The sequence below is a fragment of the Mannheimia pernigra genome, assembly GCF_013377995.1.
Taxonomy (GTDB): domain Bacteria; phylum Pseudomonadota; class Gammaproteobacteria; order Enterobacterales; family Pasteurellaceae; genus Mannheimia; species Mannheimia pernigra.
Genome location: NZ_CP055305.1, coordinates 1,775,347 through 1,797,149 on the forward strand (window position 1 = coordinate 1,775,347; position 21,803 = coordinate 1,797,149).

Here is a 21,803-nt window from a genome sequence, read left to right on the forward strand (position 1 = left end):
CCTCATTTGAATATTATTCGTCTAATAATTGCTCAACTAATTCTTGTTGTAATACCGCTGCTTTTGAGAAATAGTGATACTCAGTAAACTCTACTGGAGTATGGCTCCGCCCCTCTTTACTTGGAACAAAGATCATCACAGTTGGAATTTTTTGCCCAATTTCTAATGAATCGTGTCCTGCTCCACTTGGCAAACGTTTATAGCTGAATTGGTGAGCTTTAGTAGCCTCTTCTAAAATGTTTAACATTTTTTCAGATAGCTTAACGGGTTGAATAACCAATTTTGTCTCTTTATCAAATCTCGAACCAATTTTTTTAGTTTCCTCCGCTAATGCTGCATCAATTTTTGCCGTAATATCTTCAATATTTGCCATATTTAAAGAACGAATATCAACACTAAAGATCACTTTTTCTGCCACAATGTTAATCCCACCAGGTAGAACATTCATATAGCCAACCGTCGCTACAGTGCCATCATTTTTCTCTCTTGCCCAGTCTGCAATTTTAGCAATCACTTTAGTTGCCACATCAACGGCATCTAAACGCATATCCATTGGGGTTGTGCCTGCATGATCTGCTCGCCCATGAACCGTAAACATATGACGATGTAAGCCAACAATACCCGTTACTAAACCAATTTCAAGCCCTTGATTTTCTAACACCGGTCCTTGCTCAATATGGGTTTCAATAAAGTGGCCAATTGAGCCCTCTTCCCATTTTGCATTTTGAACTTTTTCTGGATCTAAACCATAATTACGCATTGCTTCATAAATGGAAATGCCATCTTTATCTAAGAATTTTTTGCAATACTCTGCATCACGAAGCCCTAACATTGCACCCGATCCAAAATAACCTGTGCCAAAACGCATACCTTCTTCGTCATTAAAGCCTGCAACGACAAAGCTACGTTTAAATTTTTTTCCGCTTTCTTTCAATAAACGAGCCGTTTCCAGTGCCGTAATCACGCCTGCGATACCATCATAATCGCCACCATGAAGCACACTGTCATAGTGAGAACCAGACATCACACAGGGTAAATTGGGCTCTTCGCCTTCTAAAATACCGAAAATATTTCCAGCTTCATCTTCTTTCACACGAAGACCAACTTCCACGATTAAATCTCTTAAATAATTTACCGCACTTCTCGCCTCTGGTGAGAACGGTAAACGTGTACAACCATTACCTGGTGTCGCGGTAAATTGTTTTAAAGTTTCTAAATTTTGCGTAATACGCTGAGTAATTCGTTCCATTTTTTTATTCCTTTTTATAAACGAAAATATTTCGCCATACGTTAATTTTTCTTACGATTTAGAATAAATACATCAACTGGCGAATATAACATTGCCAGCAACATTAGCACAAATCCTATATGAATAAAGACATTATTCACTTGATAAATGCCAAGCATAATCAATGCAAACGCTAACATAATCACAATGAAAGCAAGAGTCATTTTGCCTGCTTTAGTTTTAAAAAAACTACTTTCTAATGTAGATTTTACTGTCATAAACTCCTCCTAAAGTGAAGCAAAATAAGCCACAACGCCAATTAATAAAATAGGAAGTAACGTTATCCAAATAATTGTTTTTAACACATCGCCTTCTTTACCTAAAATATTAGCCGTTGTCGTACCTAAAATTATCTTACTTGGGCTAATTGCACTGCCAATAGCGCCACCCGCAGTTTGGGCTCCAAGCACAGCAGCTGAATTCGCATTCAGGAGTTTGGAGGTCGTCATTTGAAAGTCACCAAATAAAATATTAGAGCTCATATTGCTCCCCGTCATAAAAGTACCTAACAAACCAATAAATGGTGATAAAATCACATACGTTTTACCTAATACCGCAGCCATTCCTTCAGCCAATACGGCGGTTTGCCCTGTCCCCCCCATAATTTTCGACATAATCACAAGCCCTACTACTGCAATACCAGACGGCGTTGTCATTGAAATAGATTTAGCAAAAATCGTTTTTGATTCTCCTTTTGCAATCCAGCCTTTGCGTTGGTAATAAATCAAGCCAATAATTGAAGAGATAAATAAGAACATACTTGCGTGAGTAAAAATGGCAATAGGCGAATAAGAGGTATAAGCCTTATTCAAAAAGCCATAGCCTGTTATCGTTTCAGGGAATGCAAAGCCGAACTTAAATTGCGATAAGAATTGGTTGATTGGCGTAATGACAAGAATTGCAAGCGTCATCACTGAAAGCACAATATAAGGAATAAAGGCTTGTAACAAATTCATATTCGGCAATGCTTCTTCCGTTTCGGTGGTTTTAGTTCTATCCATAATTGGACTCTCTTCCACACACCAAACTTCTTTATACATACTCATTTTGCTGATAAGCACAATCGCTAAAATTGACAAACAAGCAGGAATAAACGCTGAAATTGTTGTATTTACCTGGCTAAGTAATAATTCACCACCGCCTTGAATAGTCGCAATAATTAAGGTTGCAACTAAGCCTTTTTTAACTGCTTTGCCTCTACCATAAAACCACGCAATCGCTAAGCCTGTAATGACAATCCAAAACCATAAGAATGCAGAAGACCAAAGTGCTGTTAAAAAGTATTTTTCATTACCAATTTCAAGCCCAGCTGAGCCTGCTAAAGCATCCCAAGCAGCCGCTAATGTACCAAAAGTATTTCCCCAAGCCTGACCTAACAATGGCAAAACAACTGCCCATAATGGGCGAACCCCAATGCCAATTAAAAGCGGGGCGCCCACTGCTACTGGCACACCAAAGCCAGTAATACCTTGTAAGAAACTTTCAAAAATCCAGCCCATTGCCAATACCAGTAATAATTCGTTCGGGAATAATTTACTCATTTCCGAACGAATGACTAAAAAGGCTTTTGCAGCGTCACTGACTTGATACATTAATACCGCAGTCCAAACAATTAACAAAATAATTAATGCATACCAAATCCCTTTTGCTGATTCAATTGCAATTAATGTAATATCTGCTTTGTATAAAAAAATGCCTGAAATAATGGTAATTAATAATCCAACAGGAGCAGCTTCAGTCGCCCCCCATTGGAATTTAACCATTAAAATAACTAAGGTGATAATCGGCAATGACGCCATAAACCACATAAAAAAATTAACTGGAATATCCATTTTCGTTTAAATAACCTAATTGAAAAAAAATGAAGAAAAATGACCGCTTGTGCTAGATATTTTACGAATAAATTACCGTACCTGTTTCGCCTGCAATGCCTTCTGCAGCCTTATCTAGCAAGGTGATTAATGCTCTACGTGCTTCACCACTTTCTGCAAATTTTAACGCAGCCTCTACTTTAGGCAGCATTGATCCTTTTGCAAATTGCTCTTCGGCAATATATTGGCGAGCCTGTTCTGTGCTTAATTCAGAAAGCCACTCTTGGTTAGGCTTACCCCAGTTAATGGCAACCTTTTCTACTGCTGTTAAGATAACTAAATAGTCTGCATTGAGCTTTTCAGCTAATAACGAACTGGCATTATCTTTATCAATAACCGCATCTACACAGACTAAACGCCCTTGCTCATCATCAATAACAGGAATACCACCACCGCCACACGCAATAACAATATGCCCTGCTTCTACTAGCGTTTTAATCGTTTCTAATTCACAAATCCGTAGTGGTTTAGGAGAAGGCACAACAATACGATAACCACGTCCTGCATCTTCCATTGTACAAATACCTTTTGTCTCTAATTCTTCGGCTTCTTCTTTAGTTAAGAATCTACCAATCGGCTTATCTGGATTTTGGAATGCAGGATCTTTCGGATCAACTGCAATTTGCGATAAAATTGTACTCACTTTATTCTGAATGCCACGAGCAACCAGTTCATATTTAATCGCATTTTGCAAGTCAATGCCGATATAGCTCTGACTCATTGCTACACAAGTTGGTAATGGAATTTCATCGCCTGAAGTTTTAGCAAAATCGTCCATTGCTCGTTGGATAATTCCCACTTGCGGTCCATTCCCGTGAGTAATAACGATATTTTTACCTTGTTGCAAAATATCCACAATCACTTTCGCTGTTTTTGCAACCGCCTCACGCTGTTCTGTTAAATTATTGCCAAGAGCATTGCCGCCCAAAGCTAAAACGATGGTTTGTTTTGACATTATCTATCCTTAAAAATTATCCGAACTACAACCCCATACGAGTCGTATGGGGTTCTATTATCTCAACCACGCCGTGGCTAGGTTAATGCAGTATTTTACTCGTTAAACCCTAACTTTCTCGCATACGCAAGCACGGCTTTTTCAAAGCAGGCAAGCGGTGGGCGAACGGTACCAGCACCAATCTGCCCAAAACCTGCCACTTTATGAGCGATACCCGTATTGATAACTGGCGTAATGCCTTTTTCTACCACTAAACAAGCATCAACACCTAAGCAAGCGCCTTGGAAATTCCAGTTTGGCACCACATAGTTCGGGTTACGGTCGATACAAATTTCCATCATATCATTACTGGTGCGAAGAGCATCTTCATAACCACCTGCTCCCACAAAACGAGTTACCGCTGGTGCTGCAATCATCGCTAAGCCACCTACACCAAGGGTTTCGGTAATTGCTGAGTCGCCAATGTCAGGGCAAGCATCTTCGCCGTCATAGCCAGTAAAATACAAGCCTTGTGGTGTATTTACTGGACCTACAAACCATTCATCGCCCATACCCGCAATACGAATACCAAAATGCACCCCATTGCGACACATTGCAGTCACAACCGTACCCTCTGTAATAGTTCTCGCCCCGTCCATAATCGCTTTACAGCTTGCCATCATAATGTTTAAGAAGAATTGATCGGTATCCGCTAAAAATTTAATCACATCGTATTTATCATTTTCTGCCAAATCACTCATTGCAGTAATGCGAGGAGCCACTTCTTTGAAGAAAGACATTGAGGCTGCAATATTTCTTTGGTGGAACTCATCCCCCATCGCAATCGCTTTCGCCACCAGTGGATTGACTGCCAAACCGTTTTCCATTGAACGGATTGCCTTGCCAAGTGTTGGACCTAATACATCACGCATCCATTCTAAACGTTTCACCACTTCATCTGAATACGCACCAAAACGCAATACCTTACCGATACCTTCATTCATTGTACAGTAAGCGAAATTGCCATCTGTAGCATTTTCTACTACCCAAACAGGCATATTTGCTGTCGTGATTCCGCCCATCGGACCCACCGCATTCACATGGTGGCACGGCATAAATGTAATGTCGCCGTTTTCTAATAAAGCACGAGCCGAGGCTTCATCTGTCGCCCATTTTTCAAATAATACTGCCCCAACGCAAGAACCTTGCACCGTGTTCGGCATATCTTTGTATTGAATTGGTGGACCAGCGTGTAAGATCACTTTGCCGTCATTTAGCTCTTTGATCACCGTTTTTGCCAACACGTTATCACGAATAATTGGTGTGGCTGCCACAACCTTAGCAATCACTTTACGATTTGCCTCATCAATATCCACCGCTTCATATTCGTTTAAGAAATTCAGTGCTTTGATCAACTGAATATTACCACCTGCTGGAGGTTGCCAGTTAAATTGCACTACTTGGCAGCCAAATTTTTCTGCTACATCTGCAAAACTTTTTAAACCAATATTAATGATTTTAGGTTTTTCAGATAATAAGCGTAATAACTGCTCAGAAGCTGGGCTATTTTCGCCTTGCACTACGGTTTTCGGCTGGATTGGTTTGGTTGGCTCATCAAATGGTAAACCTAATAAATCTAATGATTTTTCTACTGCAGCTTTATTGGTTTCGCATACTTCAACGCCTGCTTCTACCAATTTACGCACGGTTTCATCATAGCCTTGGTAATCGCTGCGAGTACCGCATACGGTTGCCACAAAAGCAACATCACGGCTTTGAGCTTTGGCTTTTTGTTGCAGTTCTTGAATGGTCGGAATTAAGGCTGTTGCCATATCTTCGTGCGAGCCGTAGCCTAACACAATGTCGAATAAAATCACGCCAGTAGTCGCATCATCAACCGCATCACGCATAGATTCAATACGCTTGGCGGGGTCAATCATCGGGTGCGGTTTGCCTTGAGTATAAATATCATCGCCTAAATCCACCACGATGTGTCCATCTTGTTTGAACATAAACCCATCGGCTTTCGAGCTGCTGCCTTCAATGCGTAACGCATCTTTCAGCAACATTGCCGCTTCGCCAGCCAGTGTGCCGCCTGAATAGTAGGCTTTTAAGGTTTTACCGCAAGCGGTCGAATTTGTCGAATTTTTTGCAAATGTTGGAATTGGCTCTTGACGCACTAATGCCACCGCTAAACGAGCCGCTTCATCTAGGGTGTAAGCGTGATAGAAATCTTCTTCGTGGAATGTTGGTTTTTCGCCCAAAAATAAGGTAATAACAGGCTTGCTATAACGGCTTAAGCGAGCAGAGATTTTCTCACGTACCGCTTTTGCTGGTGGTTTGGAGATCACGATCAGCACTTTCACTTTGTCGTTTTGTTCCATCGCTTCAATGGCATCTAACATTGTGATACCACCGATGTCTTCGTATAAATCACGCCCCCCCGTACCAATCGCATTTTCCACGCCTTCGCCTAAGCGGTCGATAATCGTAGTTAATTCTTGGATACCCGTACCAGACGCACCAATAATACCGATTGAACCTGGCGTTACGCTGTTAGTAAATGCAATCGGCACACCTTGGATAATCCCTGTTCCACAATCTGGCCCCATTACCACTAAACCTTTGCTATGAGCTTTTTCTTTTAACGCTTTCTCATCTTCCACACTTACGTTATCGCTGAACATAAAAACGTTTAATCCCTCATCTAACGCACGGTTCGCTTCCAATGCAGCATAAGCACCAGGAATTGAAATCACTGCCAAGTTTGCATCTGGCAGAGAAGCGGTCGCTTTATTCCAAGATTTTACCACTTCCGTACCGCTTTGAGCCGAGCTTGCTTGAGATTTCTGTTTTAAAAATGCTTCAACTTTTTCCATTACCACATTGATCACATCTTCTTGATCAACATCTGCGACTACTACCATATCGTTGGCAGTCGCTTCTAATAATTCCGCGGTGTCTAAACCACTTTGAGCAAAAATATCTTTGTTGGCTGGGGTTGCCATCATTACAGATACTTTATTTACCCCCTCTAAGCCTGAAATGGCATTAGTGAGCAACATTAACACTACCGAGTCTTGGTAGCTGCCTTTTTTTACTACTGTTTTTAACATATTATTCTTCCTAATTTTATAACCCTATACAAGCTGTATAGGGTTCTTTGAATTCAGCCACACTATGGCTATATGATAAGATTAGTCCGCAAAACGGTTTTTATGATCGTAGCGGTCAAAATGAATATCGTCACTGATTAAGTATTCATAGACTTTATCCACAATTTCAATACCACCTGTTGCAGCGTATTTATCACGACGCATTTCAGCACGTTGCCCTGGGTAATACACCTTATCGTTACCTGGTGCTGGAGACATTTCATTTAGCTCATTAATTGATTGTGCCATATTTTCACGGAATTGTTCTGCACCACAGAAACGAGCAGGATCAATCACAATATGCATTTGACCTAAACGACGACCTTCCGATAAATCGTGGTACATTGAAGAAACGTGTTTGCCAAATGGTACCCCTAATAAAATACCTGAGAAAATATCTACCATCATCATTAAACCATAACCTTTCGCTCCAGAAATTGGTACTAGAGCATTCACTTTGTTCGGATCGGTTACAGGATTGCCATCAACATCAACTGCCCAATCTGGTGGAATAGATTCGCCACGAGAACGCTTATCTAAAATTTTACCCCAAGCTTGAACGGTCGTTGCCATATCAAACACGACATTTCTGCCTTCATCTGCAGGTGCTGCAAAAGAAATTGGGTTTGTGCCGTAATAAGGTTCAGAACCGCCATAAGGCACCGCCATAGGATCTGATTGACAAAATGAAATAGATAACAAGCCTTCTTTCGCTGCCATTTCTGTGTAATATCCTATCGCACCACTATGAGAAATGTTACGGATACCTACAATTGCAATGCCCGATTTTTTCGCCATTTCAATCGCTTTTTCCATCGCAAAGGTTGCAGCGACATAACCACAGCCGTTATCGCCTTCAAAAATCGCTGAGGCAGGCCCTGTTTCTTTCCATTCAAATTTAGGATTATGTGTGATGCCACCTTTAAAAATACGCTCGCAATAATACTCCATACGAACGGCACCGTGAGAGTGGTAGCCACGTTCATCAGACCACGTCAGAATTTCTGCTGTAATATCTGCGTGCTGATCGTTTAAACCCGCTTTCATTAATTTAGCTTTCATTAAGCCTTTTAATTCTTCTCTTGATAGTTTCATTGTCAATTCCTCAACGTTAAATTAAAGTTCTACATCACGGTTACACTCTTTCGAGTAGATATAGACAAAATCCTCATCACCTACCGCATAACAGGCTTGTGGGCAGTAGGAATCCATAAAAACATAATCATCTTTTTTCACAGGAATCCATTCATCATCTAAACGGTACATTCCTTTACCTGAAAGAAACAGCATTCCGTGTTCTTGGAAGTGCGTTTCAATATAACCATGCGACGCACCAGGCTTAAATAACAAAATGTGCATATTCATATCAAAGCCAAAATCAGTTGCAGAAGGAAGTAAATCTTTAATTAAACAGGTTTTCATTCCTTCATATTCAACATAGTCGATTTCATTCACATTACCTACATAAGTGATTGCCTGGTGACCTTCTAACGCGGTATAACGGCGACGGTGAATATAGATTTTAGTAGCGTGTTCCGATTTATTGATAAAACTCAGCACTTGATCGGCAGGCGAAAAGATATAACCACCGCTTTCTAGAACCACATCAGTATCACCATTTTTAACAGCGAGCTGCCCGCTAATCAAATAAACAAAAACCTCAATACCGTTACCACCTAATTGTGTGCAGCCACCATTCGGGTGAACTGTAGCAATATAATCAACAAAAGATGCACCGAGTGCAGGAGAGGATAAAATACTAATATCGCAGTTATGGTAATTTGGAATACTATTTCTCACTAAACCATCTGTTTCCAAAATCACAAAATTATGCTTACGAATTACCGAACGTGTTTCAAGTAATCCTTGTCGATAACCTGTTTGACCATTCAAATATCCCATAATATTCTCCTTCTTTTTATATAAGTTAAGTTGAATTATTTTGTACTATAATAATACAAAAATAGAGGTTCATTATGCTAAAAGCAACACAAATCACATTAAATACGGTTCAAGTCCAAGACACAGCTCTTGTAATTGAAGCAACCCATTATCTAGATGATAATATCGCACCTAAAGCGAATCTTATTTATCTACACGGCGGCGGCCTACTTTATGGTACAAAAGAGGATTTGCCTCAACGACATCTTGAAACATTTACTCAAGCTGGTTTGCAAATTTTTGCAATAAATTACCCGCTTGCACCACAGGCTCAGATTGAGGAAATTATAAGCTCCATTCAACAATCTATAAAACATTTACAGAACCAGCTACACCTAGAACTCCCTTATTTTTTATTCGGACGTTCTGCTGGAGCTTATCTTGCATTACTGACTGCTGTCAGACTTAGCCAGCAAATAGAAATTGAAAAGCCACAAGGTGTTATCTCTTATTATGGTTATGGCTTTTTGAAAGATGGTTGGTTTGATAGCCCAAGCCCACACTATTTAAAATTACCATTAGTCATTGAAAATACCGTTCAATCACTAATAGCCACTCCAAGCCAAGAGGCTGATTTAAACACACATTTCAGTTGTTATGTTTACGCTCGCCAAACTGGCAAGTGGAAATCATTAATTTATCAAGGCAGAGATAAATTTTTCTACCTCGATTACAGCTTACGTTTGGCGGAATTAAATCTACCGATTTTCGCTGCTCACGCCACAAACGACCCTGATGTGCCGTTTGCAGAGTTTCAAGCCCTGTGCGAAAAATTCAACCCAACCAAATTTGTCATCGCCGCCGAATTACACGATTTCGACCGAGATGAACAATCGAAAGATACAGAGGAATTGATTCAAGCGACGATAAAATTTATTCAAAGCACCTAGCACAAGAAGTGCTAGGTTACATAATAAGTCCCTCTGGGATTTTACAAAGTCACAGCGTGTGCTCAACTTATTGAACCCCATACGCCTCGTATGGGGTTGTTATTATTTTTCCAAAATTGTGCCCTTTCTGAAACGTGTACTTGATGCCATATATTTCATCGCAAAGTAATAAACTAAGGCAGTTGGAATGGTAGCCGTTAGGAATGATATATCCGCATTAAATAAACCAATTAATGCCCCAACAGAAATAGCAATGATTGCAGCCCAGTTCACGCCTTTGCGGTTACCATTTTCATCATAAAGCTCGGCAACATTAATCTTGCCTTTATGGAGAATGTAGTAATCCACCAATAAGACGGAGAAAATCGGACCAAAGAATACGGTGTAGGTTAAAACGAAAATATCTACACCTCTTGATGAAGAATCTGAGGTAATTAACCACGGACAGGTGGCAATCGCAACTAAACCGATGATGATTACCGAAGTTTTATGTTTGATTTTGAACGCATCCATTAACGCATAGGCTGGTGGCACTACGTTACTTGCCAGGTTGGTCGTCATTTGAGCGAATAAGATAAATACTAACGTAATAACCACTAAGAATTTGTTATCCGCCGCTTGTGCAAACGCATTGATTGGATTGCCTAAACCAGTTGCAGATGAAATCATCAAACCAATCACACCCATAAATACAGTAGCAGGTACCATTGCTAAAAAATAAACCACGCCACGTTTAGTCGTGGAATAGCCTGGTTTTAATTCGCGTACATAGTCACCCACGTTCAGCATTACCAACACATTCACACCAAAGAATGCCACAATCGCACTCACAAACGGCAAGCCCCATGTACCTTCTTTATTAATAAGGTTTTCTTCAATACGCCCACCGAATTTGGTCATACAAACGTAAAACATATAAGCAAGAGAGGCAATAATCACTACAGCACCAATGTTTTCCAACCATTTCAAGCCGTGGAAGCCAGTGGTAGAAATCCAAATTTGCAGTGCTTGGAATAGCAAGAAGTAAAGCACGATATTGTCATAACCAACTAATAAAATAGAAATTTGGTTGATTGCCGAACCGCCTAACCAGCTTTGCACGCCGTACCATACAATCGCAGGCAAGCCACGCAACATTGCAGGTAAAATAGCCCCCTTCGTACCGAATGCACTTTTCAGTTGTACCGCATAAGGTACACCGCTTTTATAGCTCATTTGGTCGTTTAAACATAAACAAATAATCAACAACAATGAACCAATTAGCATTGCAACAAAAGCTTGGGTTAAGTTCAGCCCTTTCTCTAATTGTCCTGAACCGAGGGCAAAGGTGCCAATAGATACACAGCCCCCTAGCCAAAGAAAGAGATAAGAAAGTAAATCCATAATCCGCTTATTTGCCAGAATTGGTTGTAAGTTGGTATTTTCAGACATTGTGTCTCTCCTGTAATAACATTGTTTTATTTTTATGATAATAAAAGTGCGGTCATTTTTTCAGATATTTTTGAAAAATTGACCGCACTTAAATTCTAGCGTTTGACTGGGCGAATAAACTCTCCATAGCCCATCGCATCTTGTTTGTACATACCGTTTTCCGCAACTAAACGACCACGAATGAAAGTATGCGTTGCCGCACCTTTGCCCTCTAAGCCGTTGAAGCAGGTAACGTGCCCCTTGGTAAAGAGTTTTTCTTGTTCTACTTTCCACGGTTTTTCTGGATCAACAATCACAATATCCGCATCAAAACCAATTTCAAACGCCCCTTTACGACCATATAAACCAAATAGTTTTGCTGGATTCACACCCATTACTTTGGCAATTAAACTTGGACTGAGTTTACGTTGATGCACGACCATATCAAACATCATCGGCAGGAAAAACTGAATACCATTTAAACCACCCCAAGCCTCCCAAATATCGTGAGTTTCATTATTTTTTTCTTCATCGGCTGCTGGAGAGTGATCGCTACCCACGCAAGAAAGCGTACCATCAATCACATAATCCCAAAGTTTTTCCATATCCTCTTTTTTACGAAGCGGCGGCGTACATTTGGCAGGCCCCCCTTTTTCAAATACAAAATCTTCGGTAAAACCTAAGTAATGTGGACAAGTTTCGCCGGAAACTGGCAAACCTTCATAAATGGCATCTTTAACGAGCTGAGCCACCATAGGGTGTGTCACGTGGCAAATATGCACACGACCACCTGTTGCTCGAGACATATCAATAATATTTTTTGTCGCCACATATTCCACCCACACATCGTGAGCATCTAAAAATTCACGGATTTTTTCTTGATTGGTTAAGCCAGTTTTCGCTTTCGCCTCTTTCACACGCTCTTTTACTTGGCCATATTCTTCACAGTGAAAGCCCGATAACGCATTAAACGGCTTTAAGATTTCTAACGCTTTACGTACGTTCCCTAAATTAACCGTTGGAAATAAATCCCCATTCGGGCAGGTAAATCCTTTAAAAGCAGCTACGCCACAAGCTTCAAGCTCAACAAGATCAGCGGAATTACTTTTAATGGAGTTCGGGCTATCATCATAATCACCCACAATTCCGCCCCAAAGAGCAAAATCAATAAAGGAATGCTTACTCACATTGTCGTGTTTAAGTTTAAAAACGTCTTTGTTAATTAAAGAAGGATCATTATTAAGTGGCATATCAATTAAGGTTGTACAACCTGCAGCCACTGCAGCACGGGAGCCTGTTTCAAAGTCTTCACGGTAATCAAAACCTGGCTCGTTTAGATGAGCGTGGCAATCAATAATCCCTGGATAAACCAAATTGCCTTTTGCATCAACCACTTCTTTTGCTTGAACTTCGACCTCTGGTGCTAAAAAACCAGCAAATTTGCCTTCCTTTACCGCAATAGTTGCAAAATAAATTCTATCAGGCGTAACTAACTGACCGTTTTTAATAATTAAATCATACATAATAAACCTTCTTTTTATTGACTTTTAACGGTTTGAAAGGAAAATAGGAAGCATTATACTAATCAATAGCGATTAAAAAGCAATAGGTATTTTACAATATGACTGAAAAAGAGCAAACAATACATATTTCCCTGTTAAAAATCAGCCAATATGCTCAACTGTCTATAGGTTGCAACTGTGTAGCAACCATTCATTCTATTTACAACAACACAATTAACCTATTGATAAATAATCAACTTTTCTCACTACAACCTAAAGAAAGCCATCTATCGCCAATTAGCTTAATCACAACACGCGCTCAATTTCAACAACTCAGATTACAACCTCATCGAACTTATCCGTTTCATTTTAATTATCAAGATTGTACAACTTTTTGTACAAAATTGACCGCTTGTACATCCTCTTTAACCCACCAACTGAGCCGTTATGCCTCACTATCTAAAAAAATCTTACAGCAGTCAGATAAAAAAGGATTGAATCTACTCTTTCACAAGCAAAATGATGACTTAATATTATCTGCTTTCAAGCAATATTTAATTAAAGCTAAACACTTTTATTATATGAATGATGAGGAAAACGCCTGTAATATGTTGAGTAAATTAATTGGCTTAGGAATAGGGCTTACACCAAGTGGCGATGATTTTCTCTGTGGTTTGCTTGCAACACTCCAACATTCTAATGCAACACAGTCCCATTTTTACCAAAGACTCTCTCAGCAAATTAAACAAAATTTGACTAACACCAATCTCATCAGTAGCCGATTTTTAGAATGTGCATTACAACAACAATTTTCTTTACCTGTGCTAGCTTTCTTTAAAAATATTAATAAACAAAATGCAGAGATAGAACAACTCAGTAAACTATTTGAAAATATCGGACATTCTTCAGGAATAGATACGCTTTTTGGTATTTATTATGGTTATATTCTGCTATTGAATGAAAACGAATATTGTTAATTGCAAGATAGCAAAAAGCCTGTAAACGTTAATTTACAGGCTTTCAAATCTTTTTGTTTAACTTCGTTGAGCTAACTTTAGTTAAATGGTGCCTGAGGTCGGACTCGAACCGACATGGTTATTCACCGGCGGATTTTGAATCCGCTACGTCTACCAATTTCGTCACTCAGGCTGAGAGTGTGTTTTTGATTTGATTACTCTTAATGTAAAGAGTACAGATTAGAACCATTCACTATTTTTCTAGCTCTGGTTTAAATTTCTGCCGAATTATAGAAAAATATGACCGCTTTCGCAAGTGTTAAAAACGTCTTAAAAATCGGTTGATTTAAAAACCAGCATTCGATTCATCTTTACAAAAATAGTTATGCACACGTTCTGTGGATAAGTAAGTGAAAAAGCCTGTTTATAAACATTTAACCTACTGATTTTCATATATTTAATTTTTCAAATCAGAGGCGTTCAAAAATTCCCCTACAGAAAACCCACTACTTGACTTCTTATTTTTCCTGTTTTTAGTTGTGTGATGATCATTTCCCCATACTTAACATCATTGCTTGAAACAAGCATTTTCCCCTCTTCTGTTTGGGTAATTGAGTAACCTCTGGTTAGAATTTTTAATGGGCTTAGTCCGTCTAATTTTGTACAAAGTTCCTGAAAATACTGATTCTCTTTTAGTATCATTTTTTCGATTGTGTAATTTAAGCGTTGAGAAAATTTTGCCAACAACATTTGCTGCTGATTAATTTGATAAGGTAGTGGATTTCGTTCCAAACATTGAGTGACTGTTTTCCACTGTTGCTGTTTTTTACTTAATTGCTGTGTTATCTGCCAGTGAAGTGTTTGTTGAATTTGTGCTAATCGCAGGCTTTGTCTCTCAATTTGCTTTTTGGGATGTTGATTTTTCAAACTCAAATCAAGATCTTTGATTTGTTGTATTTTCTCTGAAAGTAATTTATAAACCGCTTGCTCAAGTCTGTATTCCATATAATCAAACTTTTGTTGTCGTATTTCAATAAGTTTAATTGGATGCTGAGCGTTTAAACGTAGATGAAGTTGTTGGAAATGGGCCATTTTTGCAGTCCAGCATCTGTCAAAGGCTAAGCTTACTTTATCAAGCTGATGCTGTAGCTGGCGTTGTAGCTCTTTTTGATCACGGCTAACTAATTCCGCTGCTGCTGAAGGCGTTGGCGCTCTTAAATCTGCAACAAAATCGGCAATCGTAACATCAGTTTCGTGTCCTACCGCACTAATAATTGGAATATTGGAATGATAAATCGCATAAGCCACTTCTTCTTCATTAAAACACCATAAATCTTCTAACGAACCACCGCCCCGTCCAACAATCAACACATCGCATTCATTACGCTGATTTGCTAATTTAATCATATTTACAATGTCTTGAGCAGCTTCCTTACCTTGCACTAAGGTAGGGTAAATCACGACTAACAAACTCGGATCCCGGCGTTGTAAAATATGTAGGATATCTTGCAATGCCGCACCTGTTGATGAAGTAATTATCCCTACTTTTTTTACACATTGTGGAATGTACTTTTTATGTTCTTGAGCAAATAGACCTTGAGCTGCTAATTTGTTTTTGAGCTGTTCAAATTGCTGTTGCAATAAACCCTCTCCAGCTGGCTGCATATTTTCAATGATAAGTTGGTAATCACCTCTTGGCTCATAGAGTGTGACACTTGCTCTAACCAGAACTTGCATACCATTTTGCGGACGAAAATTCACTTTTACATTTTTCATTTTAAACATAGCCGCTCGAACTTGTGCCTTGTCATCTTTTAGCGTGAGATACCAATGCCCAGATACTGGCTGGCTAAAATTAGAAATTTCGCCTGTTAGCCAAACTTGGCTTAATTCCATTTCAAGTAAATTTCGGACAGAATAGTTAAGTTGTGTAACAGTTAAGATATTGCTCATAATCATCACAAGTAAATGAGGAAAGGTTGGTTTAGTGTAGCGAGAAATCAGAAAGAGAGGAAGTGTGCAGTCAATGCAAGCGGTCATTTTTACACATTTTTTTGCAAATTCGCTTTTAGGAAAGCAAATAAAGAAAAACCCTCGATATAATCGAGGGTTTAAATTTGGTTGCGGGGGCTGGATTTGAACCAACGACCTTCGGGTTATGAGCCCGACGAGCTACCAAGCTGCTCCACCCCGCGTCAGATGTCGCTATAATATATCAATCTGGCATATTGACAAGTAAAATCATAAAAAACCGCACTGAATGATGTAATTTACAACAAAAATAGTATAAAAATCCATTTATCGATTCAAAATCAAGCAGAATATATTATTGTTTTATTTTTAATAGTATTTTTGCTATTCTCCAAAATAATTTTTCAGATTTTATTAACAATAAAAGGATTTTCAATGAATTGGAAAGCATATAAAAAATCAATCATTGCTACTAGCGTTGCGATTATAGCAACAATTTTAGTGGGCTGTTCGTCTTCAGTCAAAAAAGAGCAAGCCACCACTTCGTACGTCGATAAAGCAAAATTTGGTGCAAAATATAATGGTCGCCAATTTATCTCTTATGGCATACATTTTCAAAGTGGTCGTTTAAGTTTAAATGCCTCTCCAGTTAATCAGAAAGATTTTTTACAGCAGCTCTCCAATGTTTTAACTTATAGTCGCCTAGCGAATACTCACGCTTTGGCGTATGGCAAGATTAATCGCTGGATTTCATCAGGTGCAAATATTAATGATCTTGCTAAATATGGCATCAGCACCCGTTTAATGCGGGGCGAAGACGGTTATCAGAATGTTTTAATGACGGGCTATTACTCCCCTGTGATTAAAGCTCGTCGTATGCCTCAAGGGCAATATCAGCACCCAATTTATGCAATGCCAATAAACAAACGCTTTTCTCGTGCGGAAATTTATGCTGGTGCATTACGGGGGAAAGGTTTGGAATTAGCTTATAGTGATTCAATGTTAGACAATTTCTTATTAGGCGTGCAAGGTAGTGGTTATATTGATTTTGGCGATGGTCATTTGAATTACCTTGCTTATGCAGGACAAAATGGCTTTAAATATGCCAGCGTTGGACGTTTATTAGTTGAAGATGGTGAAATTGCAAAAGAAAAGATGTCAGTTCAAGCTATTCGTGAATGGGGAACTCGCAATCCTAGTCGTGTTCAAGGCTTGTTAGAACGTAACCCATCTTATGTTTTTTTCCAAAACGATCCTAATGGTAAAGTAAAAGGCTCAGCAGGCGTGCCGTTAGTACCGCTAGCTTCTGTAGCATCCGATCGCAGCATCGTGCCTACTGGCAGTGTATTATTGGTAGAAATGCCACTTATTGATAATAATGGTAATTGGACTGGTAAACATGAAATGCGTTTAATGGTTGCACTTGATGTAGGCGGTGCGGTAAAAGGACATCACTTCGATCTATATCAAGGTGTGGGTGATAAAGCAGGACACGTTGCAGGCTTAATGAAGCACTATGGTCGTGTTTGGGTGTTAAATTAATCTAAGAAAAATATGTTAAAAGAAGTCTTAATATAGTTCGATTGTTTGTATTTGCAAATCATTCGAAAAATTTGACCGCTTACCAGTGCTTTAGCAAAACAGAAGAAATAAAGAAAACTCGCAGTTTATTACGCTGCGAGTTTTCTTTTTAGCTTTCGTTATGAATTTCTAGATTTGTGGCTTGCTTTGCCGCATTTGTCTTTGCTTTATCATTACGAGCGTTAGCAATTGCATCTAAATAGCCTTTATCAATATCACCTGTGATATATTCGCCAGTAAAGACGGAGTCATCAAAGTTGCGAATAGAGGGATTTTCTATTTGAATTGATTTATAAAGTGCTGTTAAATCTTGGAAAATCAGCTTATCTACACCAATCATTTCAGCAACGTCTTCCACTGAACGATCATAGGCTACCAGCTCTTCACAAGTTGGCATATCAATCCCATAAACATTCGGATAACGAATTTCTGGTGCGGCAGAGGCAAAATAAACTCTTTTTGCCCCTGCCGCTCTTGCCATTTCGACAATTTGCTCTGAGGTAGTGCCTCGAACAATAGAGTCATCAACTAATAATACACTTTTACCTTTAAACTCTGAGGCAATCGCATTTAGCTTGCGGCGAACTGAACTTTTACGTTGAGCTTGACCTGGCATAATAAAGGTACGAGCCACATAGCGATTTTTCACAAAACCTTGTCTATATGGTTTATAAAGTACATTTGCAATACGCACTGCGATATCATTGGAAGTTTCTGGAATCGGAATAACCACATCAATATCATCTACAATACGCCCCCATTCTCGTTTTATTTTTTCACCGAGTAATTCTCCCATATGCACACGGGCTGCATAGACAGAAACACCATCAATCACGGAATCAGGACGAGCAAAGTAAACATACTCAAAAATACAAGGATTAAGTTTTGGGCTATCTGCACAGATTTGAGAATGTAGTTCACCCTCAAAGGTAATATAAATTGCTTCGCCTGGTAACACATCTCGCACAAATTCAAAGCCTACAACATCCAGTGCTACACTTTCTGAGGCAAACATATATTCGGTTTTGCCTTCTACTTCACGCTTACCAAGTACTAGCGGACGAATACCAAAAGGATCACGAAATGCCACCATACCGTGCCCGATAATCATCGCAATACACGCATAAGCACCCCGAATACTGTCATTTGTTTTTCGTACTGTTTCAAAAATATTCGCTGATGTTAAATGCTTGTTTGGATAAAGATCTAAAAAATAGGCAAAAATATTGAGTAGCGATTCTGAATCTGAATTGGTGTTAACGTGGCGGCGAGCCTCATTAAATAAACGCTCTTTTAATTGTGCATTATTAGTTAAATTACCATTATGCACAAGTGTAATACCAAAAGGCGAGTTTACATAGAAAGGTTGAGCTTCTGAGACACTAGAACTCCCTGCTGTAGGATAACGCACGTGACCAATACCTACATTTCCTTGCAAACGTAACATATGTTCTTGCCGGAAAACATCGCTTACCAAACCATTTGCTTTACGTAAGCGAAAACGGCTTTCATCGTCTATGGTGACGATACCTGCGGCATCTTGTCCTCGGTGTTGTAGTAATGTCAAACCATCATAAATCGCCTGATTAACAGGAGAATGCCCAATAATACCGACAATGCCACACATATAGAAAAACCTCTTTATTTAGTCGAGTTTAGAAAAGTAGAATTTGTTTGTAACTGTTCAAAGAACCATTTCACAATAAAGTCAAAGTGCGGAATCAATAATGATGATTTCCATAAATCCGTCTGACTTGATTGTGTGAAAGTATCTAAAAAGAATAAAACGGCGGAAACGATTAAAATGCCACGCAATGCCCCAAAAGCTCCCCCTAAAATGCGATCAGTAATAGACAAACCACTTAAATCAATTACTCTGCCTAACAAACCGTTAATTACGCCACACACAATTAAAGTTAAAATGAATAAAATAACTGCGGCTAACCCATTGCGTAAAAATTCTGAGTTTTGTAGGTAAACTGAATTTATTTGTGTTAAATAACCGCTCAAATAAGGATAAAACGAACTTGCCACAAAAAAAGCAATTACCCAACCAAGTAGTGATAACGCTTCATTAGTAAACCCTCGCCATAAACTTACGAGTACAGAAAAAGTAATAATTCCGATAATAACTAAATCAACCATAAATACCCTTAAAAGCTTAAAGCTCTCCTATTCTACAAAAAAAGAAAACGTTTGCGTAGCCCCATTTTGTTAAAAATTTGATAATCTACGTAAAATAACAAGCGGGTGTATTTGACAAAAAAATGGCAAAATCTGACCGCTTGTCAAAATCGGCTATTCTACAACATAGCCAACATCCTCTAAAGTCGGGTTATTTGCCCCATTTTTTGCCAGTTCATCACAAATTTCATTTTCACGGTGCCCCGAATGCCCTTTAACCCACGCCCACTCAATTTGATGACGGTGAATCTCGTTATCTAAGGCTATCCATAAATCTTTATTTTTAACAGGTTTCTTATCGCTTGTTTTCCAATCATTTTTCTTCCAATTAAAAATCCATTTTTGGATACCGTTTTTCATATATTGGCTGTCGCTGCTAAGTTTTACCTTGCAAGGTTCTTTCAACATAGATAATGCATCAATTACCGCACGTAATTCCATACGATTATTAGTGGTTTGAAAATAACCTTTGCTAACCGTTTTTTCATATCCGTTATAGCGAAGTAAAATGCCAAGTCCGCCTTTACCTGGGTTGCCTAAACAAGAACCGTCTGTAAATATTTCAACTAATTTCATCACATTAATCTTTGAAAATAAAAACCCCAAAGCCTTCACTTTGGGGCAGATTTTACTCAATTATCAACATTGAGATCCGCTCATTATTTTTTTCCAAGCTGAGGAATGACACTATTATTTGCAGCTAATAAACCAGCATCGGTGTAAACCGCTAATTTACCACGAGTATCCACAATGTCTAAGTTACGCATTGTTAATTGACCAATTCGATCAGCTGGTGTAAACGGTGCATCTTCCACTTTTTCCATACTTAAACGCTCTGATTCGTAAGTTAAGTTTGGCGATTCTGTGTTAAGAATGGTGAAGTCATTACCACGACGTAATTCAAGCGTTACGGTTCCAGTAATTGCTTTTGCCACCCAGCGTTGAGCCGTTTCACGCAGCATTAATGCTTGCGGATCAAACCAACGCCCTTGATATAATAAACGACCTAAACGTAAACCGTTGATACGATATTGTTCGATAGTGTCTTCATTGTGAATACCCGTTACCAAACGCTCATAAGCGATATGTAATAACGCCATTCCCGGTGCTTCGTAAATACCACGTGATTTTGCTTCGATAATACGGTTTTCGATTTGGTCTGACATTCCTAAACCGTGACGTCCACCAATGCGGTTCGCTTCCATAATTAATTCAACCGCATCATCAATGCGTTTACCATTTAATGCAACTGGCACGCCTTCTTCAAAAGTCACAGAAACCGTTTCAGCTTTAATCTCAACAGATTCGTCCCAGAAAGCAACGCCCATAATTGGCTTTACAATCTTCATTCCTGTGCTTAACTCTTCTAAATCTTTCGCTTCGTGGGTTGCGCCTAGCATATTTGAGTCAGTGGAATACGCTTTTTCAACTGACATTTTGTAGTCAAAGCCATTTTCAATTAAGAATGTTGACATTTCTAAACGACCACCAAGCTCATCAATAAAGAGTTGATCTAACCACGGTTTATAGATTTTTAATTTTGGGTTAGTGAGTAAACCATAGCGATAGAAACGCTCAATATCATTGCCTTTAAACGTTGAGCCATCACCCCAGATATTTACATTATCTTCTTTCATCGCAGCAACAAGCATCGTACCAGTTACCGCACGACCAAGAGGCGTGGTGTTGAAATAAGGAATACCGCCTGTTGAAATATGGAAAGCACCACATTGGATTGCTGCAATGCCTTCGTGGGCTAATTGTTGGCGACAATCAATTAAACGTGCATTTTCTGCACCATATTCGATGGCTTTTTTCGGAATTGCGTTGTAATCATCTTCATCTGGCTGACCTAAATTTGCGGTATACGCATAAGGTACGGCGCCTTTTTTACGCATCCAAAGTAATGCTGCTGAGGTATCTAAACCGCCTGAAAAGGCAATACCAACCTTCTGCCCTAAAGGTAAAGCTTCTAAAATTGTTGCTGACATACGAATTCCTATAAATTTTGAAAGTAAAAAACAATTAAACGCAAACGCTTGCGTATGCATTCAAGGAAAATATTCTAGCTGAAAAGCGTTAAAAATTCATCTAAAATTTACACATCAGATTTGCACATT

Annotated in this window: 17 protein-coding genes and 2 tRNA genes; 3 read left to right on the plus strand and 16 right to left on the minus strand. The window is 39.1% G+C overall.

Annotated elements, in window-relative coordinates; genetic code table 11:
* Nucleotides 1-13 precede the first annotated feature (13 nt).
* The 7 genes from HV560_RS08495 to allE form a co-directional block, all read right to left on the minus strand.
* Nucleotides 14-1,249 carry a M20 family metallo-hydrolase gene (locus HV560_RS08495; RefSeq protein ID WP_176812649.1) on the minus strand — a complete coding sequence of 412 codons (1,236 nt, stop codon included), beginning with the start codon at nt 1,247-1,249 and terminating at the stop codon, nt 14-16.
* Nucleotides 1,250-1,290: 41 nt separating this feature from the next.
* Entirely contained in the window at nt 1,291-1,506 is a 216-nt protein-coding gene (locus tag HV560_RS08500; RefSeq protein WP_176812650.1) for a hypothetical protein, read from the minus strand.
* Between the two features lie 9 nt (nt 1,507-1,515).
* Entirely contained in the window at nt 1,516-3,120 is a 1,605-nt protein-coding gene (locus tag HV560_RS08505) for an L-lactate permease (protein WP_176812651.1), read from the minus strand.
* Nucleotides 3,121-3,181: 61 nt separating this feature from the next.
* Nucleotides 3,182-4,114 (minus strand): carbamate kinase, encoded by a 933-nt coding sequence (gene arcC, locus HV560_RS08510; RefSeq protein ID WP_176812652.1) that lies wholly within the window; start codon nt 4,112-4,114, stop codon nt 3,182-3,184.
* A gap of 95 nt (nt 4,115-4,209) precedes the next feature.
* On the minus strand, nt 4,210-7,209 hold the full coding sequence (locus HV560_RS08515; RefSeq protein WP_176812653.1) for a bifunctional FdrA/YlbE family protein: 3,000 nt from the start codon (nt 7,207-7,209) through the stop codon (nt 4,210-4,212).
* 81 nt (nt 7,210-7,290) lie between these two features.
* Nucleotides 7,291-8,343, minus strand: coding sequence for an ureidoglycolate dehydrogenase (allD, locus tag HV560_RS08520; RefSeq protein ID WP_176808670.1), 1,053 nt, complete (start codon nt 8,341-8,343; stop codon nt 7,291-7,293).
* A gap of 21 nt (nt 8,344-8,364) precedes the next feature.
* Complete coding sequence (gene allE / locus HV560_RS08525) at nt 8,365-9,150, minus strand: (S)-ureidoglycine aminohydrolase (protein ID WP_176810141.1); 786 nt, start codon at nt 9,148-9,150, stop codon at nt 8,365-8,367.
* 74 nt (nt 9,151-9,224) lie between these two features.
* Between allE and HV560_RS08530 the strand changes: the two genes are divergently transcribed.
* The gene (locus tag HV560_RS08530; protein WP_176812654.1) at nt 9,225-10,079 is read left to right on the plus strand and encodes an alpha/beta hydrolase; all 855 of its coding nucleotides are present in this window, start codon (nt 9,225-9,227) and stop codon (nt 10,077-10,079) included.
* Between the two features lie 102 nt (nt 10,080-10,181).
* On the opposite strand, the gene HV560_RS08535 is transcribed toward HV560_RS08530, so the two are convergent.
* Both HV560_RS08535 and allB read right to left on the minus strand, forming a co-directional pair.
* A complete protein-coding gene (locus HV560_RS08535; protein ID WP_176812655.1) occupies nt 10,182-11,510 on the minus strand; it encodes an NCS1 family transporter in 1,329 nt (442 codons plus the stop codon).
* A gap of 95 nt (nt 11,511-11,605) precedes the next feature.
* On the minus strand, nt 11,606-13,012 hold the full coding sequence (gene allB / locus HV560_RS08540; RefSeq protein WP_176808674.1) for an allantoinase AllB: 1,407 nt from the start codon (nt 13,010-13,012) through the stop codon (nt 11,606-11,608).
* Between the two features lie 98 nt (nt 13,013-13,110).
* On the opposite strand from allB, the gene HV560_RS08545 reads away from it, so the two are divergent.
* Nucleotides 13,111-13,968, plus strand: a complete 858-nt coding sequence (locus HV560_RS08545) for an oxamate carbamoyltransferase subunit AllH family protein (RefSeq protein ID WP_176812656.1) — start codon at nt 13,111-13,113, stop codon at nt 13,966-13,968.
* 86 nt (nt 13,969-14,054) lie between these two features.
* Here the strand turns inward: HV560_RS08545 and HV560_RS08550 are convergent.
* The 3 genes from HV560_RS08550 to HV560_RS08560 all read right to left on the minus strand — a co-directional run bounded on the left by HV560_RS08550 (nt 14,055) and on the right by HV560_RS08560 (nt 16,142).
* A tRNA-Leu gene (locus tag HV560_RS08550) sits at nt 14,055-14,140 on the minus strand.
* A gap of 299 nt (nt 14,141-14,439) precedes the next feature.
* Nucleotides 14,440-15,900, minus strand: coding sequence for an exodeoxyribonuclease VII large subunit (gene xseA / locus HV560_RS08555; protein WP_176812857.1), 1,461 nt, complete (start codon nt 15,898-15,900; stop codon nt 14,440-14,442).
* 165 nt (nt 15,901-16,065) lie between these two features.
* Nucleotides 16,066-16,142, minus strand: a tRNA-Met gene (locus HV560_RS08560).
* A 211-nt stretch (nt 16,143-16,353) separates the two neighbouring features.
* Here HV560_RS08560 and mltA point away from each other — a divergent pair.
* Nucleotides 16,354-17,460, plus strand: a complete 1,107-nt coding sequence (gene mltA / locus HV560_RS08565; RefSeq protein ID WP_176810144.1) for a murein transglycosylase A — start codon at nt 16,354-16,356, stop codon at nt 17,458-17,460.
* A 148-nt stretch (nt 17,461-17,608) separates the two neighbouring features.
* On the opposite strand, the gene purF is transcribed toward mltA, so the two are convergent.
* The 4 genes from purF to argG all read right to left on the minus strand — a co-directional run bounded on the left by purF (nt 17,609) and on the right by argG (nt 21,674).
* Entirely contained in the window at nt 17,609-19,126 is a 1,518-nt protein-coding gene (gene purF, locus HV560_RS08570; protein WP_176810145.1) for an amidophosphoribosyltransferase, read from the minus strand.
* Between the two features lie 14 nt (nt 19,127-19,140).
* Nucleotides 19,141-19,644, minus strand: coding sequence for a CvpA family protein (locus HV560_RS08575; RefSeq protein WP_176812657.1), 504 nt, complete (start codon nt 19,642-19,644; stop codon nt 19,141-19,143).
* A gap of 153 nt (nt 19,645-19,797) precedes the next feature.
* On the minus strand, nt 19,798-20,259 hold the full coding sequence (gene rnhA, locus HV560_RS08580) for a ribonuclease HI (protein WP_159630438.1): 462 nt from the start codon (nt 20,257-20,259) through the stop codon (nt 19,798-19,800).
* A gap of 83 nt (nt 20,260-20,342) precedes the next feature.
* The gene (gene argG, locus HV560_RS08585; protein ID WP_176808679.1) at nt 20,343-21,674 is read right to left on the minus strand and encodes an argininosuccinate synthase; all 1,332 of its coding nucleotides are present in this window, start codon (nt 21,672-21,674) and stop codon (nt 20,343-20,345) included.
* Nucleotides 21,675-21,803 lie beyond the last annotated feature (129 nt).

Coding starts and splice junctions, on each gene's coding strand:
- HV560_RS08495 (WP_176812649.1), bottom strand. CDS start 1,249: ATGGAACGAATTACTCAGCGTATTACGCAAAATTTAGAAACTTTAAAA.
- HV560_RS08500 (WP_176812650.1), bottom strand. CDS start 1,506: ATGACAGTAAAATCTACATTAGAAAGTAGTTTTTTTAAAACTAAAGCA.
- HV560_RS08505 (WP_176812651.1), bottom strand. CDS start 3,120: ATGGATATTCCAGTTAATTTTTTTATGTGGTTTATGGCGTCATTGCCG.
- arcC (WP_176812652.1), bottom strand. CDS start 4,114: ATGTCAAAACAAACCATCGTTTTAGCTTTGGGCGGCAATGCTCTTGGC.
- HV560_RS08515 (WP_176812653.1), bottom strand. CDS start 7,209: ATGTTAAAAACAGTAGTAAAAAAAGGCAGCTACCAAGACTCGGTAGTG.
- allD (WP_176808670.1), bottom strand. CDS start 8,343: ATGAAACTATCAAGAGAAGAATTAAAAGGCTTAATGAAAGCTAAATTA.
- allE (WP_176810141.1), bottom strand. CDS start 9,150: ATGGGATATTTGAATGGTCAAACAGGTTATCGACAAGGATTACTTGAA.
- HV560_RS08530 (WP_176812654.1), top strand. CDS start 9,225: ATGCTAAAAGCAACACAAATCACATTAAATACGGTTCAAGTCCAAGAC.
- HV560_RS08535 (WP_176812655.1), bottom strand. CDS start 11,510: ATGTCTGAAAATACCAACTTACAACCAATTCTGGCAAATAAGCGGATT.
- allB (WP_176808674.1), bottom strand. CDS start 13,012: ATGTATGATTTAATTATTAAAAACGGTCAGTTAGTTACGCCTGATAGA.
- HV560_RS08545 (WP_176812656.1), top strand. CDS start 13,111: ATGACTGAAAAAGAGCAAACAATACATATTTCCCTGTTAAAAATCAGC.
- xseA (WP_176812857.1), bottom strand. CDS start 15,900: ATGAGCAATATCTTAACTGTTACACAACTTAACTATTCTGTCCGAAAT.
- mltA (WP_176810144.1), top strand. CDS start 16,354: ATGAATTGGAAAGCATATAAAAAATCAATCATTGCTACTAGCGTTGCG.
- purF (WP_176810145.1), bottom strand. CDS start 19,126: ATGTGTGGCATTGTCGGTATTATTGGGCATTCTCCTGTTAATCAGGCG.
- HV560_RS08575 (WP_176812657.1), bottom strand. CDS start 19,644: ATGGTTGATTTAGTTATTATCGGAATTATTACTTTTTCTGTACTCGTA.
- rnhA (WP_159630438.1), bottom strand. CDS start 20,259: ATGAAATTAGTTGAAATATTTACAGACGGTTCTTGTTTAGGCAACCCA.
- argG (WP_176808679.1), bottom strand. CDS start 21,674: ATGTCAGCAACAATTTTAGAAGCTTTACCTTTAGGGCAGAAGGTTGGT.